Consider the following 16,225-nt stretch of genomic DNA (forward strand, 5'->3'; position numbering starts at 1 on the left):
GATTCAGCGTTTGTAAAAAGACGGATATTCAGATAAGTACAACTACGGCTGTAGTACAGTAAAAAAACCTTACCCATCAAGTAGATTTCACTCAAAGCACTGACTACCAAGCCGTTGAAATCAATTAGCGGAATCCAGATAAACTACCGTGCTGTTGGTTCCATGGGTCGTTAGGTTGACCTCCCGAACGCCGATCTGATAATTGTCTATTGCAAATTCGGGAGTATCCTGTTTCAGTTGGTAGAAGGTAGACGGCGTCAACAACACCAGCAAGTTTCCTCGCTGAACTGTTTTCTCGACGTGGTAATGACCGCAAACGACCGTTACATGGCACGGCAAATCGCGAATAAGGTCCAGGAATTCGTCGCTTTGCCGGAACGCGAATTTCCGATCCATAAACGGCACATCGGCTGGCAGGGGCGGGTGGTGCATGAAGATAACGACATTATTATCGCGGAGGGCCACCATATACTCGCGTAACCATTCCCATTGGGTGTCCGAAAATGCACCTTTCGAGGAATCCAAAAACAGAGCCGGACGACCTTCTAATGGCAGCGCATAATACAATTCTCCACTGACCAGGTTGTGGCGCTTATTAAATACCTCTGCCATAATAACCGGGTCATCGTGATTTCCGGCAATAACGTAGTTCGGAAACGGGAGCTGATCAATCTGTTTCCTGATCCAGGTATAAATGGCCGGGTCACTCTTCGTATTGCATAAATCCCCGCCGAGCACCAGGCAATTGGGTTTTAATTCCGCTACAGCATCGAGGGCCTTCAGGAAATTTTGCCGGACGTCGACGCCCTGTACGAGTTCACCATCTGCACCTATGTGCATGTCGGTCAAAAAAGCAATACGCATGAGTTAGTGTATAATGTATGATTTATAATATAGAATGCATATTATATCACATGATGCAATATGTACGCAAATACATCCTATATCATACATCTTTCTTAGCTTCGTTCCAGTATATGTCCATTTCGGCCAGCGTCATCTCGCTAAGGGTTTTCCCGTTGGCGCGGGCTTGTTGTTCAATGTATTGAAAACGTTTGATGAATTTTTTATTCGTGCGTTCGAGGGCTGTCTCGGGGTTGAGGTCGATAAAACGGGCGTAGTTAACGAGCGAGAACAGTAGATCACCAAACTCTCCTTCGGCCCGTTCCTGATCAATCATTACGTCAGAATCAGCGTTGAATTCGGCTTTAAATTCCTGCATCTCTTCTTCCACTTTCTGCCAAACCTGTTCTTTTTCATCCCAGTCAAATCCGGCACCGCGTGCTTTTTCCTGAATCCGCATCGCTTTCACCAGCGCAGGTAATGAACCAGGTACGCCACCCAGCACCGACTTGTTCCCTTCTTTAAGCTTGAGCTGTTCCCAATTGGCTTTTACCTGATCTTCCGTATCGGCAACGACCTTGCTCCCACTGGCATCCGGATAAATATGCGGATGGCGGCTTATCAGTTTGTCACAAACGCCATTCAACACATCAGCCATGTCGAACCGGTCGGGCGAGCCAGGGTCCTCCGATGCGATTTTGGCGTAAAAAACCAGATGCAGCTGAATATCACCCAACTCTTTGCGAATCTCGGGTAGATCCTTTTCCAGGATTGCGTCGGAGAGTTCGTAGGTTTCTTCGATGGTCAGGTGTCGAAGGCTTTCGAGAGTTTGTTTGCGATCCCAGGGGCACTGTTCGCGCAACTCGTCCATGATGGTCAGGAGACGATCAAACGCCATCAGCTGTTCCTGACGACGGGGGGTTAATTCTTGAAATTGCTTCATTTGTATAAAACCTACGAGCGAAATCGACAGCGCAAAAGTGCACTTTTTAGCCGCTTACAGGTTTGGAGCGAACGGTATTCTGCCGGGTTTTCGACGGCTACCCCTGCTCTTTTCGTTTTCCAGTAAAGATAACAAAAAAGAGCGTCTACACCCTGACCATCCGCTTTACCTGCTGTCCACTATCGGTCTGTAAACTGTAGAGATAATGACCTGCTGCAAGACCTGTCCCGCTGACCGACAGGTTGTAGTTGCCCGCTTCGAATCGCCCATCGCGCAACACCATCACTTCGCGACCCATCAGGGTATACATCACTAGGCGAACGTTGCTGGCCTGCTTTAGGGTAAACTGGATTTCTGTGCTGTCAACAAATGGATTAGGGGTATTTTGCCCGAGGGCGAACATAGCCTGGGTAGCCTCCAGCGGTGGGGCCTGCCGGAAAATGGGGAGCGTCTCGAACTGTCGGCCCAGAATGGATTGGGTCGTTGTGTTATCGACACCGAGATGGTCGCGGAGAACGCTGGCATACACCTGCCGGAAATCATGCTTAAATTTTATATCGCCGTTACTATCGAGGTCATTCAGGTCGGGGGCCGAGCCCACAATGCCGCCCCGCACCGGATTACCAACCACAAAAAGTGGAGCCGCCGTACCATGATCCGTTCCTGTCGTTCCATTCTGATTCACCCGCCGGCCAAATTCCGAAAAGGTCATCACCGTAACGCGGTTGGCCAGATTTTGCTTCTGTAAGTCTTTGGTAAACGTCGCCACGGCATCGGCAACTATTTTGAGCAGGCTGGCATGCTGCCCGGTTGTTGCGTCGCTGGTGACGACCTGGTTAGCATGCGTGTCAAATCCACCGATGGTCGTTAAGTAAACGGGAGTTGTGAGCCCTCCGGCAATAAGATCAGCCACAATAGCCAGCTGTTTACCAAGGCTCGTGTTCGGATAGGTGAGGGCATTTCTCCCCGCATCTGCTTTTTTCTTGATGATGGCCGAATACTGCATCGACTGGGTAGCAATCTGCTGTAAAAACTTAAGTTCGTCACCGGCCAGGCTTTCCGAAGCAGATACCGGATCTGCATTACTCCCTTTAACCAGTTGGTAGAACGCATCAGGACTATCGAACACAGTACCCATAGAACCCACCTGACTTTGCAGGAGCATAGACTCAACCGATCCTAACTGAATGGCCAGCGGTTGTTCGGGCAGTGTGACCGGATAAGCCGGAAATTTATGTGTCAAATACCGGCCAACCCAACCATCGTATTGATAAGCGTCCGCATCGGAACCCGACAACCAGATATCGGTCGATCGAAAGTGAGATCGGTTGGGTGACTGATAGCCCACGTTTTCGACAATTGAAAGTTGAGCATTGTCGTAAAGCTCCCGAAAGGCACCCATGGCCGGATTCAGGCCAAGCTGACTGGTGAGTGGCAGCACTTTCGCTTTTGGAATGGCAATATTGGGTCGTTTCTGATAGTAGATACTGTTTTCAAAAGGAACAACCGTATTCAGACCATCATTACCTCCCTGCAGTTGAACCAGCACCAGAATATTCCCGTTCGTACCAGCCATGTCAAGCCGGAACGGACTATGCGCATAGGCTCGAACAGGCATACCCTGCACGCCAAAAGCAACCCCGCCCGTTAGCAAGCTTAGTTGTCGTAAAAAATCTTTGCGCTTCATGGCTTCACTGATTAAAGGCTGGTAGAACAGATTGATTAACTAACTGGCGGGAATAGGCGTCAACCCTTAAAATCAGGTAAGCTGGTATTCGGGTAACCGCATGAGAGCTTTCAGAAATTTCTGGATACGCAGGTCAGCCATGGGTGTATTCGTGGACCAGTTGGCCACAATGGTTCCATCCAGAAGGGTATCGAGCAGGAGCTTTTCTTTAGCCGCGGTAGGGGCCACGGGCAGCATCAGGCCAATCACATCTTTTACAAAAAGCGGGGCATCTTCGGCGCTTTTGAAACTACGGGCGTAATTGAGGGGTACCACGTTGAACGACAGCGTCTGGCCATTGCTTTTTCGTCCGTTGATCAGCGAATCGGAGTAGCCCCCGCGGGCAGGATAGGTATTTGAACTTATCCAGTCTCGCTGACCCGGCCAGCCCGCTACATTGGGCGGGTAGAACAAATATTGCTGGAGCGTTCGTGATGTATCGGCAACGTAACCCAAGTCAGGATTGGTAATGTCCAGAAATTTGAGTGTTCCTACTGCCAGTTCGACCGGACTTTTAATTTTCGTTCCCCGATACTCGGGCTTGAAAAATTCATCAGAGGTCAACAGGTACTGTAAAACGGCCTGAACACTGTAATTGGCCGTCCGGAACACAGCTGCCATTTGCTTGATAAACGGCTCATTGGGAGTATAATAGACAAACTCTTTATACAATTTCCGGCAAATGAACTCGGCAGCAGCGTCTTTGGTCAGGATAATATCGACAACATCCGAATAAGTAAAATTGCCGGTCTTGCCGAGAAACGTCTTTGTGGTGTCGGCGAAGTTAGCCTTATTGAAAACAGCTTTCAGTCCTGATACCGACCAACCGGTTAGCGACAACGCTGCCTGTTTAATATCCTGTTCTGTATAATTGCCGATTCCGAGCGTGAAAAGCTCCATCAACTCGCGGCCATAATTTTCGTTGGGTGCATTTTTGTTATTCTGCCGGCCATCCAGATAAATGAGCATAGCCGGGTTGATTGTCACCTCTTTCGTAAACTGCCGAAAGTCGCCGAACGCATATGTGCGAAACAGCGCGTTCTGCTGGTACATGTGCTGCGGGTAGTTTACTTTTTGCCGGTCAGACACAAAATGGTTGTGCCAAAACAGCACCATTTTCTCCCGCATGGATGTGCCTTCGGTCAGCATTTGCTTCAACCACCAGGTTGTCAACTCGGTGTATCGGGCACCATCTACACCACCATTATTGGCAACAGGCGTTTCATTTACCCAACCGTTGGGAGCAGCAGGAAGCGGCCGCTCCGCCAGGAGTTCCTTACGAACGAATTCATCAACCGATCGAAAAGACAAGGCTTTAGCTAGATCAGCCCGAGTATAACCGAAGAGGCAACGAGCAAGTAGATGATGGGCGGTATCAGCATTCCAGGCTACCATAAGCTACTTGATGTTTCTAAAAAATAGAAGTAAAAAACAATTACGTTATGATAATGCACCCGGCATTAACATATATAACAAAATGAGAAAAGTGTGACTTAAATCTATCTAAACTTCTCATTATGAACACTATATTATCTGGCAATTCTTGCCATGTTTATCGCTGATTGTGTGAAATTTAATCCACGGCAGGGATGTAGCCAGATGATAGCACAGTCATCTGTAGCGGAAGTATAAGCTGACAGGAACGTGATTGACATATTATTTATCATGGCATTGATGACCTTACCCCAACCGACTCCGACCGCCTATCGACGGCACCGTTAACCGCTAAAAATATAATTGCCTGTTTCCTTGACAGGCAATCTTTTTATTCACTTACTTTGCACTACAAAGTACTTTAGAAATGGACACATTCATTGGCTCTCCCTATCACCAGGGTATGATCTCTCCCCACGATACCCACCCCGGCAAAGGCATTCGGGCGTTGGCACTGCTAACCGGCATTGGCCTCAGTCTGGTTATAACCCGGGGCTTACTGACCAATAACTGGTGGTTCTTTATCATGCTAACCTGGAATCTGTTTCTGGCCTGGTTTCCATTGGGTGTTGTGCTGGTTCTTCGCGACTTGCGGCAGTCGGGCTTTAACAACCGGTGGCTGCTCATGGGTGGTTTAGCCACCTGGCTGGCCTTTTTACCAAACGCTCCTTACATCATCACCGATTTGTTTCACATTCAGCACATCAGCCAGCCTTTACTCTGGTTCGATACAATGTCGTTGTTTGTGTTTGCCCTGACCGGTTTACTAATTGGCTTGTATTCGATACTGCTTGTTCACCGAATGGTCCGCCCTTTTACGGGCAAAGGGCTTGCGTGGCTCCTGTTGTTCGGCAGTCAGATTTTATCTGGCTTCGGGATTTATTTGGGTCGCGTCGGGCGGTGGAACAGTTGGGATGTACTGACCAATCCCTCAGCCTTGACACGGGCCATTGCCCATGCCTACCACGATCATCTCAGCCTTAAACTGACCATTGCTTATGGATTGGTCCTGTTTCTGATGTACGTGGCTTTTTACTGGTATGTCGAGCATGAAACAGACGACATTTATACCCGTTCATTCACAAACCCATCTGTTTAGTGAAAACCCAGATAGCAAAGCTGAAGCCTGGCGTGTTCTCGGGGCGATTCGCAAGTGCATCTCTTTTAGCGATAGATTTGCCCCATGATTGATATTCGTAAGGTACTGCGTAGCTTTCGTTTTGCCGGGCAGGGTATTGTCGATTTGTTTCGGTACGAGAATAATGCCCGAGTCCATCTGCTTGTCGCCATTGTGGTGATTTTAGCCGGGTTCATACTGGGGCTTAGTCTTGTCGAATGGGCCATTATCCTGACGCAGGTGGGACTGGTTTGGGCAGCTGAAGCGTTCAACACAGCCATCGAAAAGATATGTGATTTCATTTCGCCCGGTATTCACCCCCAAATAAAAGCCATCAAAGACCTTTCGTCCGGAGCCGTGCTGATCTTAACCATAATCGCCGTACTGGTTGGCCTTATCATACTGGGCAGCCATTTACTGGACATCTTCATGACCATTCAATAAGGCATTGACCTATTACCCGAACATCAGCCACAGTTAGTCAACCTTCTCTCATTCAACATTCCTTATGCACGAATCGCGCGAACATCTGCAAACGCTAACGGAAATCCGTAGCCTGATGGAACGTTCTTCCAAATTCCTGTCCCTGAGCGGGCTATCCGGCGTATCGGCGGGCGTGATTGCGCTGGCAGGAGCTTTTGTCGTTTCCATGCGCCTGCAAAAAGGTATTTTCTCCAGGCGTCATTACGAACCTCTGGAGGCTTACATGCAGACGGGTAATCAGGCTGCCGTCCAGTTTTTAATAACAGTTGCCGTCGTTGTGCTGGTGCTGTCTCTTCTCGCAGGTACCTATTTTACGGTTCGAAAAGCCCGGCGGCAGGGCCAAACGGTTTGGAATACCTCGTCGCAACGCCTAATTTGGGCGATGGCTGTACCTTTGGGCACGGGGGGTATATTTTGCCTGGCCTTGCTGTACGCAAATCTGATCTGGCTGGCATTCCCCACAACCCTTATCTTTTACGGTCTGGCCTTGTATAATGGCAGCAAGTACACGTTTCGTGATGTAGAATCACTCGCTTATTGCGAAATAGGGCTTGGGTTGCTGTCGCTCTTCTGGCCGGGCTATAATTTACTAACCTGGTCCATTGGCTTTGGCGTATTGCATATTCTGTATGGACTGGCCATGTATTACAAATACGAACGTACGACTGCATGAAGAACGACCTGCTGGCTCAATTTAACAAAGCCTTTGAAAGCAAAGCGCGGCTAAGCATCATGTCGGTATTGATGGTCAATGAGTTAATGAGTTTTAACGCGCTTAAAGAGCTGCTTGGCTTAACCGACGGCAATCTCGCCACGCACCTGCGTGCCCTGGAAGAATCGGGTTACGTAGCTGTGCAAAAGCAGTTTGTTGGGCGAAAACCAAACACAACCTACTCGGCCACCATGGCCGGGCAACAGGCGTTTACCGACCATCTAAACTCTCTGGAAGAGTTTATCAAAAACCTGTAACCGTACCCAAACCCGCTTTCGATTAGTTACCCCACTGGTTTTTATCTTCCCTTGTTATTCAAGGCTGGTAAAACTATGGATAAAATTCACCCTTTTAACTTTGCAACACAAAGTACTTTCATGATCGACAATTCAATTAAACTCTCCGAGCGACCTGATGTCGCAGATCCGCAGAAAGTCGAGAACGACCTCACGGCCACCCTCTCTTCACGCTTTCTTGCGCCCTTTAGTGATGGATTTTTTGGCCTTAGTCTCCTGTTCCTGGTTCTTTCGGGCGCAGTATATGTGGCTTACGATCATTGGGGTGAACCGACAGCCCGCGGTAACAACAACACAATGGTCTTTATGCTTCACTACGGTTTGGCGGTTACCTTTTCGATCATTTTGTGGACAGGTGGCTATTTTAAGTTTTCGGATCCTTACCACGCCAGCAAACGGCCTACCCGATGGACGGGCATGTTGCTCTGGCTCATCAGTGCCTATGCTTTGAACCGGGATATGGCTGTCTTTCAGCAATCTACAGCCTGGTTATGCTGGGCATTGACCGGTATCGGCTTCGCAATGGTCTTGTATACCTGGAAAGAATCGTTCTCTATTCGGGCCCAGCAATGGCTGTATGCCGTACTGGCGATAGGCTGGTGGCTATTTACTTACCTGAGTCTCTATGTGGTTGAGCTATATCCCGTCAGCGTTCCACTACTCATTGCCCTGGGCCTTTCGGCGCATACCTTTGTGCCTATCACCTTCGCCATTGTGATTGGGAAACGGCTCTGGCAGGATGCGCAGCAGGAAGAACACCTACGCTTTGGCATCAGGGTTGGACTTATTCTTCCCTTACTAATCGCAGGGCTCTTTCTCTACGGCTGGCGCAGCGATCTGAAACTGATCGAACAAACAAAACAGGACGCCACCATCCGCAAAACCAGCGATCTGCCCGACTGGATACTGATCGCCCAGCAACTTAAAACTCAACCCAATGCCTTTAACTTTCTGCAACCGGGATGGATCACGAACCGGCTGTTGCTCAATAAACAGGTGTATGCCCAGGGGCGGTTTTTTAATGGTGCCAATACAGGGCTCAGTGGGTTAACGGCGCTTGATGCTGTTCGGCAACACGACCCGCTGGTGGTTATTGCGTCTCAGCTGTTTCCGGCGGATGTGCTGTCAGAAGCCGATCAACTGTCGCTGGTGAAAGTCCTGCTGGCAGATCGGCACGGGGCCGAGGAGAAGTTCTGGACGGGGCGTCATTTAACCGTTGAAGACGTTGTTTCTCAGGTGCGTATCTGGCCGCAATTCCGATTGAGCTATACTGAAAAAACTATCCGCATCCGAAATCAGGCCCGTTTCGCCACCGAAGAAGCATTACTAACGTTTCACTTACCGGCGGGTTCGGTTGTGTCGTCCATGTCACTTTGGGTCAATGGGCGCGAAGAAGCGGCCCGCCTGACAACCGTTGCCAAAGCCGATACCGCCTACCGAACCATTGTTGGGGTAGAATCCCGGAATTTCGCCCGTGACCCATCAGTGGTATACTGGCAGGAAGGTAACCGCATCACGGTACGCGTGTTTCCATGCCGGGCGGGCGATGACAGGCGCGTAAAGATTGGTATTACTTCGCCCTTGCAACTCGCCGGAGAACAGCTTATCTACCAAAACCCTTCCTTCGACGGCCCGAACGCCCATTCAGCCAATGAGCTGGTCCACATTGACTTTGCCTCGACACCCAACGCGGTCGAAACACCGTGGCTATTTGACAACCTGACGGGTAATCAGCTCACCCACCGGGGTCATTATGAGCCCGACTGGCAGCTAACGTTCCTGGCTCCTACCGCATCGACAGAGGCTTTCGTTCTAGATGGGCAAGCTTACCGACTGGAGGCTTATAAGCCAGTCAATGAGCCGTTTACACCCACAGATATCTATCTTGATCTCAATGCTTCCTGGGATAAAGAGCAGGTCACGAACGTTTTTCAGACGGTAACGAAGCATGGACACAGCCGGGTATGGGTGTTTGAGGATGGACTCAAACAGTTGACGGATCAAAATCTGGATGACACCTTTGAACACCTTTCGCAGCAGCAATTCAGCCTGTTTCCCGTGTATCGGATCAAGAACCCGGCTACGGCCCTGCTCATTACAAAAGGCACGCCGGTTTCGCCCATTTTAGCCGATTTGCGGAAAAGTCGGTTTGCGGAAAATTTTGACATGCTGTCCGGGCAAACCGTTCCGATCCGCACAGTTTGTCTGGCCCCGAAGCCGGGGATCGATGCATTGCCTGACTACCTGAAAACACTGACCGAACTTCGGGTATTGAATGTGCTTTCGGTCACCACCAGCGACCTGATCACCCTGCTCGACAAAACGAAGCAGTTTCCTCGCCAGCCCGATTCGCCCCTGCGTATTGTCCTTCCCGAGGCAGGTATTGCTATTCAACAAACCCCGGCCCAAACCGTAAAAACGTCGGCCGCCCCTGATCACCTTGCCCGACTCTTCCTGTATAACCAGCTGCTCCAGCGCATAGGGCGGCACTATTTCACCAAAAACTACCAGACAGATTCCCTGATTCAGCAAGCCCAGCGGGCCAATGTTGTCTCGCCCCTATCGAGTCTGATTGTTCTGGAAACGGCCAAAGACTACGAGCGATTTGACATCAAAAAAGACAAACTAGGTCTGGATAATGCCACCTTAAAAGAAGAGGGAGCCGTACCGGAACCCCACGAGTGGGCTTTGATAGCGATGGGGCTTTGTGTACTTGGCTGGCTACTTTGGAAAAAATACCATGTTTACGCCTGATGCCACTACCCTGCTTGCCGTTGCCCTGCTTCTCTACGCCGGTTGGCCCGGTGAGCCGGGCAGTGGTCCCTGGCGAAGCCGTTTGCTGGGCTTATTACTCCTATCACCGGGTTTGCGTTATTTTTCAGCTCTGTTCACCTTCCCCATCCGGCTTCAACTGAGCAGCTGGGCCGGTAGTTTACTCCGTCTGGCGGGACTCGATGTACAGACAGAGGGTAATGTACTGATCCGAAACGGGGTTGAGATGGCAGTCGACCCGGCGTGTATGGGCCTTCAATTAACGGGGTTGTCCTTACTGATTGGGTTATTTTTCCTCATCTGGCAGGAGCGGCAGGTAAAAAAGGTGGTTCCTTTCGGCTGGGTTATCGCATTTGCGGCAGTGGCCTTTGGGCTGACAATTGTCTGTAATCTCTTCCGGATCATACTGCTGGTAGCCCTTGGAGCAATGCCCAATACCTGGGCGCACGAATGGATCGGGCTGGTGTGTGTGGCGGCATACGCCTGGCTACCCATCTGGACATTGTCAAAGCGGCTGGTCAGTTCTGTTGGGTGGGCTTTACCCAAACGAACAAACACCTTCACCTACTATTCATGGGCAAGGTATAAAGCACCCGTTTGGGGCCTGGGGTTCTTCCTGGTTGGCGTTGGCGTCATGATTATGGCATCGCGACCCGTTGAACCACCTGCTGACCCCTGTCGAACTATCCGGAATACGCCAACGGGCTGGTCTGCCTACGGTGCTGGCTGCCCCTGTAAACCATTGGCCAATGGGCTCGTTCAACTGTCCAAACCGGGCGTTCTCATCTACCTGAAGCCCCAATATGACTGGTTCAGCGCAGACCATAACCCAACGGCCTGCTGGCGGGGGAGCGGCTACGAACTTCGACGCGTGCGGGAAACCACCCTGGATGGTCACCCGGCCTATATTGGCGAGTTACGCAAAAAAAGCCGGGTGCTTTACACAGCCTGGTGGTTCAGTAATGGAGAAACGACGACCATTAGTCAGCTTATTATGCGCAAACAAATGCTGCAGAACCGAAGCCAGTTTATGCTCGTCAATGTGACGTTATCAAAGGAAAATGATTTCTTACGCATGATAAAACCTTGATTTAAAATTATTGAAGGTCACTTCCGGAACAATAAGGAATTAAAATTTTCAAGTGAGGTATAATCACAGAGTCAGACGATTACATTTATAATGTAAACGCTTCTACTTCTTATGAAAACACGAACTTCCTTTTGGAAAATTATACTACTATCTGCGTTGATAACGCCCACGCTTGCCCAACGTTCTGCTTCGCGCTGGAGCAACTACGACGCGGTTACGACCTACCGATTTGGTATGCAGGGTGTTAAGCTTGCTGACTTGAATCAGGCCTTGCAACAGGCAGGCTATGGGAGTCTGTCGTCGCAAGTGCCCGTCTTAAGTGTAGCATCACAGTTCTCGCGACCGAACAAACCCCTTGCCTTTCATTCGGAAATCGGCATATCGCTTGGGTCGAGTGTAACGAACGGCGCTTACAAGGCAAGAGCCGGTTTTTATTACGTAAAGTTCGGTGGTTCTTATTCGGTTATCCGGTCAAACAAATTTCAGCTGGGACCGCAGATAAGTATTGTCTCCCTGCCTTTTCACTTGACTGTTGACCCGATAACCAGTACTGCGCCGTCACTAAACACGGTATTGACAAATCCGGGCAGTACGCAAAAAGCAACGCTTCGAACCAGTACCGGGGGTATCGACGCGGGGTTAACGGGTACCCTGCGATTTCCCTACAGCCAGCGGCAACTGGATTGCTCAACGATAGAGCGTTCATTCGTCATTGGTCTGGATGCGGGCTACCGGTTTTCAGGAAACGCCCCGCTCGACCAGAATCACGACATCAGTACCAATAACCCCGCTATTCAATTATCAGGTTGGTATGTTGGCCTGCGGCTGGGTCTGGGCGCCCGCGTCCGCTCAACCGTAGCACCACCGGTCAACTAGCTCTTTGGCCAGGCGCATAGCTCATGTTGACGAAAGAGAAAAGGGTGCCACAGTTCAAACCGCGGCACCCTTTATTTACTTACCGACTTAGGCGAAGCCACTTACTAACTTACCGATTTACGGACTTACCGACTTAGGCGAAGCCACTTACTGACTTACTAACTTACCAACTTACGGACTCTACCTACTTCACCGTAAACTCTGAGTCTTTGATACCTTTATTGATCTTCACATTATCGACCGTCATTGTCATTGGGCCACGACCGGTTTGCTGCTGAATGGTCATGGGAAATTTGATGCCGCTCACATCTTTATAGTCGGTATAAACGCTGGTGTTCGTCATGACACCCTGAGGAGACTTATTGGTCGTGACAGACTGTACTTTCAGTCCTGTAGCCACATCGAAATTGTCGGTCCAGGTCATAGCCCCATCCTCGGTTGTGTGGCTCAGCTTATAGGTGTCTTTGCCGTCTACCTTCTCCATGCCGACGAGACTTGATTTTACTCCGTTTTCGGTGTAGTGCAGTTCGGGGAACATCGTATTCATGACCGTCATTTGCTTAGCTGCCGGGCCATCCAGCGTGCGACTTCCCTGCATACCCCCCATCGCTACTTTGGAGCCATCGCCGGTTTGTCTCATCACTTCCATACCGTTGGCGTTGATGACCATCGAAAACAGGTTTGGCAATTTCTGCCGACGCGTGATCAGAACTGCCCCCATCTGCCCATCGCTGGACATGCTGGTCGTCATATCTGTCACTTTCATCAGCGCGTCTTTACCGCCAATAGCCGCAATGTATTTGTCTATTACCTCATCAGCCGTTGGGGTTGTCTGAGCCATAGCCGATTGGAAACACACAATAACCAGACTTACGAGTAAAACTAGTTTTTTCATAATTTTTCAGTGAATGTTTATGGTTAAAGATACGTATTTACGGTGAAACAGCAATAACGGGTATAGGATCATTTGTTGCTTAAGCTGTTAAAGCAAATTCAGCCAGAAAGACCAGCGCACCCGATAGGTATCCGAGCATAGCCAGCCAGCTGATCTTACGCAGATACCAGCCGAAGGCCAGTTTCTCCATACCCATCACCGCTACCCCGGCCGCTGATCCGATCAACAGCATGCTACCGCCCGTACCGGCGCAGTACGCCAGAAACGTCCAGATTTTGTCATCCGAAGCATAGGTTTGCAGGTCATACATACCCATGGCCGCGGCTACGATGGGGACGTTGTCGACCACCGCCGAAACGACACCAATCAGCATAACGATCAGATCCAGATTACCGACCGCCTGGGATATCGATCCGGCCAGCGAGCGTAACACTCCCGTTGCTTCCAGTGATCCAACCGCCAGCAGAATACCCAGAAAAAACAAAATACTGGACGTGTCGATCCGGCTCAGCGCATAGGCCGCCGTGTACTTCTTACGGTCCGCTTCGTCTTTGTCACTGTGCAGTATTTCGGAAGCTACCCAGATAACCCCCAGTACCAGCATCATACCCATATAGGGCGGTAAGTGGGTAACGGTCTTAAAAATGGGTACGAACAGCATACCTCCCAACCCAATAGAGAGCATAGTTCGTCGTTCTCGCCGGGCCGTGGGCGTTACGTAGGGTCGACTGGCGCCCGATTGTACGGAGCTAATTTTCTCCTGATTTTTCGACTTGTAGAGACGGGTCAGTACCGTTAAAGGAACCAGCAGGGATACCAGACTGGGCAACAGCAGGGAGCTGATTATATGACCCGTGGTAATCTGTCCGCCAATCCAGAGCATTGTGGTCGTTACATCGCCAATGGGCGACCAGGCACCGCCGGCATTGGCTGCTACGATAATCATCCCCGCCACAATGTGGCGATCTTCGGTGTTACGTATCAGCTTTCGGGCCACCGACACCATGACGATTGCCGTGGTCAGGTTATCTAAAAGGGCCGATAGAAAAAACGTGAGCAGGCATACAATCCAGAGGAGCGTTCGGATATTGCGGCTGGCAATGCGGTCGGTTATAAGCGTAAAACCATCATGAACGTCGATCAATTCGACAACCGTCATGGCACCCATCAGGAAGAACAGAATTTCCGCCGTATCGGTCAGATGCTCTCCAAGCTGATGCCCCACGACTTCGGAATCCGCAGCCAGCAGCGCATAGGCCGCCCAGCAAACCACCCCCGTAATGAGTGCCGTGGCCGTTTTGTTGATATTGATGGAGTGTTCGAGCGTAATCAGCAAATAACCTATAATAAAGAAACCGGCAAGCAGCAATGTCATAATAACTGGGCATTCAGTCAATGAATGCTTTTTGTGAAAAGATGAGCTATTTTGTCCGTAGTTTTTGTTAGCGAATTGTGAACCGACCCACCTCTATGTTCGTCATCCACGTTGCTTCGCTTGGTCCCGATGGGATGGCCCTGTTCCCGTTTATTCTGGTGCGACGCCCAGACCCGGGTCCTACCCTATTGAACCACGAGCGCATCCATCTGCGCCAGCAGGCCGAACTGGGTGTTGCGTTATTTTATGTCTGGTATATCCTCGAATACCTGATCCGCCGGATACAGTACCGGCAGCATTACCGGGCCTACCGCAACATCAGCTTTGAGCGCGAAGCCTTCGCCCATGAGGATAATCTGGCTTATCTGCAGTCGCGCCCATGGTGGTCCTTCTGGAAATACATAACGAAAGACGACTAAATCTTCCGTTATGCATCACTCACCATTTTCCGGCTCCCCAATATACCCATCATCACCACCACATACGACAGCGTGACGAGTAAGATGGGGATACCCTCCCGAAAACCCTGCAAACGCAGATCTTCCGGAATATTTAAATAGAGCAGAATAGTGATAAGGCCCCTCGGCGCAATCCATAACAGAGGCCCCGGCGTTCCCCAATAGGTTAACCGGAGGGTAACCCAGCGCCAGCCAATAATTACGATCATAAACAAGGCACTGACAATGAGTGCATCGGCATCCAGCAAATTGCCAGGAACAACCGCATAGCCCAGTATCAGGTAAAAGAATGTCCGAACGACAAATGAGCCCTCAGCGGTCAGATTTTTAAGTTGGTCAAGTTCTTTCTCAAATAGATCGTTCTTCAGAATCAGGCTCAGCCGACCGCGAATAAACAGTTCGGTATTGTTCAGAAACAGGCCAAAAATCAGAATGAGTAACAACGACGACAGGTGGTTGATCTCAGCAATAGCATAGACCAAAAAAAGCACCGAGATGATCGGAAGAAATTTTATGCGGTGGTTTATTCTACCAATCAGATACAGGAGCAGGAAACAGCAGCCCAGCGATATGAGGGCCATCAGGAGCGTATCGCGGGTAAAGAGCCAGACTGCACTGAGCACAGATCCTCGACTCAGCAGCAAGAAATTATAGGCCATGATCCCCAGTATACTGGCAAAGGCCGACTCATAAACACCATATTCCTTCTGATTAGCCGATAGCTGATCGACCCGCTGAACGGTTACCGTACTGCTGATAATGGAAAACGGCAGCGCAGCAATCAAACAATGGTAAAACGAATCGTTCAGTAACAGATAGAGCATGCCGGCCATGAGCAGGGTGCCGCCCATAATGGAAAGTAATGAAGCCAGTAACGTTCGCCGAAGCACACTCAGCCGATCAGCATGCAGTTCGAGATCGAGACCACCTTCCAGCACAATCAAGATAAGGCCCAGTGTGCCCAGGGTGGGTAGAATGGCGTTGACATAAGGCACCTGCACATCGGCATATTGCGTACCCTGCCGGGTCAGCATACCCAACAGCAGCAGCAGCAAAACAGAGGGTGTTTTGAAACGGCTGCTGAACAGGTCGAATGCATACGAAATCAATACCGACAAGCTCAGGACTATGATCAGAATTGATGAATCCATCCGGCAATATAGTCAGGGTAGACAGTAGAACTGACGAAGAAAAGTAATTCCATC

General features: G+C 50.1%; 15 protein-coding genes. 8 read left to right on the forward strand and 7 right to left on the reverse strand.

Annotated features, from left to right (window positions below; translation table 11 throughout):
• Window positions 1–120: 120 nt before the first annotated feature.
• The 4 genes from ACYVK4_RS30525 to ACYVK4_RS30540 form a co-directional block, all read right to left on the reverse strand.
• Window positions 121–864 carry a metallophosphoesterase gene (locus ACYVK4_RS30525; protein ID WP_461131378.1) on the reverse strand — a complete coding sequence of 248 codons (744 nt, stop codon included), beginning with the start codon at window positions 862–864 and terminating at the stop codon, window positions 121–123.
• 82 nt (window positions 865–946) lie between these two features.
• Window positions 947–1,786, reverse strand: coding sequence for a nucleoside triphosphate pyrophosphohydrolase (gene mazG, locus ACYVK4_RS30530; protein WP_461131379.1), 840 nt, complete (start codon window positions 1,784–1,786; stop codon window positions 947–949).
• A 145-nt stretch (window positions 1,787–1,931) separates the two neighbouring features.
• Window positions 1,932–3,473: a DUF1501 domain-containing protein gene (locus ACYVK4_RS30535; RefSeq protein WP_461131380.1), complete on the reverse strand. Its 1,542-nt coding sequence runs from the start codon at window positions 3,471–3,473 to the stop codon at window positions 1,932–1,934.
• 72 nt (window positions 3,474–3,545) lie between these two features.
• Entirely contained in the window at window positions 3,546–4,907 is a 1,362-nt protein-coding gene (locus ACYVK4_RS30540; RefSeq protein ID WP_461131381.1) for a DUF1800 domain-containing protein, read from the reverse strand.
• A 406-nt stretch (window positions 4,908–5,313) separates the two neighbouring features.
• On the opposite strand from ACYVK4_RS30540, the gene ACYVK4_RS30545 reads away from it, so the two are divergent.
• From ACYVK4_RS30545 to ACYVK4_RS30575, 7 genes are all read left to right on the forward strand, one after another.
• Window positions 5,314–6,045, forward strand: a complete 732-nt coding sequence (locus tag ACYVK4_RS30545; protein WP_461131382.1) for a DUF1361 domain-containing protein — start codon at window positions 5,314–5,316, stop codon at window positions 6,043–6,045.
• Window positions 6,046–6,129: 84 nt separating this feature from the next.
• A complete protein-coding gene (locus tag ACYVK4_RS30550) occupies window positions 6,130–6,507 on the forward strand; it encodes a diacylglycerol kinase family protein (RefSeq protein ID WP_461131383.1) in 378 nt (125 codons plus the stop codon).
• Between the two features lie 64 nt (window positions 6,508–6,571).
• Complete coding sequence (locus tag ACYVK4_RS30555; RefSeq protein WP_461131384.1) at window positions 6,572–7,219, forward strand: hypothetical protein; 648 nt, start codon at window positions 6,572–6,574, stop codon at window positions 7,217–7,219.
• Window positions 7,216–7,515, forward strand: coding sequence for a winged helix-turn-helix domain-containing protein (locus ACYVK4_RS30560; protein ID WP_461131385.1), 300 nt, complete (start codon window positions 7,216–7,218; stop codon window positions 7,513–7,515). Before ACYVK4_RS30555 ends, ACYVK4_RS30560 begins: the two co-directional genes overlap by 4 nt.
• Window positions 7,516–7,635: 120 nt before the next feature.
• A complete protein-coding gene (locus ACYVK4_RS30565; RefSeq protein WP_461131386.1) occupies window positions 7,636–10,308 on the forward strand; it encodes an XrtN system VIT domain-containing protein in 2,673 nt (890 codons plus the stop codon).
• Entirely contained in the window at window positions 10,295–11,416 is a 1,122-nt protein-coding gene (gene xrtN / locus ACYVK4_RS30570) for an exosortase N (protein WP_461131387.1), read from the forward strand. Before ACYVK4_RS30565 ends, xrtN begins: the two co-directional genes overlap by 14 nt.
• A gap of 111 nt (window positions 11,417–11,527) precedes the next feature.
• Entirely contained in the window at window positions 11,528–12,292 is a 765-nt protein-coding gene (locus tag ACYVK4_RS30575; protein WP_461131388.1) for a hypothetical protein, read from the forward strand.
• A 184-nt stretch (window positions 12,293–12,476) separates the two neighbouring features.
• Here the strand turns inward: ACYVK4_RS30575 and ACYVK4_RS30580 are convergent, their stop codons facing one another.
• Together ACYVK4_RS30580 and nhaD are read right to left on the reverse strand one after the other, a co-directional pair.
• Complete coding sequence (locus tag ACYVK4_RS30580) at window positions 12,477–13,187, reverse strand: LolA-like protein (protein WP_461131389.1); 711 nt, start codon at window positions 13,185–13,187, stop codon at window positions 12,477–12,479.
• A 79-nt stretch (window positions 13,188–13,266) separates the two neighbouring features.
• Window positions 13,267–14,562 carry a sodium:proton antiporter NhaD gene (gene nhaD / locus ACYVK4_RS30585; protein ID WP_461131390.1) on the reverse strand — a complete coding sequence of 432 codons (1,296 nt, stop codon included), beginning with the start codon at window positions 14,560–14,562 and terminating at the stop codon, window positions 13,267–13,269.
• Window positions 14,563–14,657: 95 nt separating this feature from the next.
• Between nhaD and ACYVK4_RS30590 the strand changes: the two genes are divergently transcribed.
• A complete protein-coding gene (locus ACYVK4_RS30590; RefSeq protein ID WP_461131391.1) occupies window positions 14,658–14,981 on the forward strand; it encodes a hypothetical protein in 324 nt (107 codons plus the stop codon).
• An 8-nt stretch (window positions 14,982–14,989) separates the two neighbouring features.
• On the opposite strand, the gene ACYVK4_RS30595 is transcribed toward ACYVK4_RS30590, so the two are convergent.
• The gene (locus ACYVK4_RS30595; RefSeq protein ID WP_461131392.1) at window positions 14,990–16,171 is read right to left on the reverse strand and encodes a sodium:proton exchanger; all 1,182 of its coding nucleotides are present in this window, start codon (window positions 16,169–16,171) and stop codon (window positions 14,990–14,992) included.
• Between the last annotated feature and the right edge of the window lie 54 nt (window positions 16,172–16,225).

It is taken from the genome of Spirosoma aerophilum, assembly GCF_054782495.1.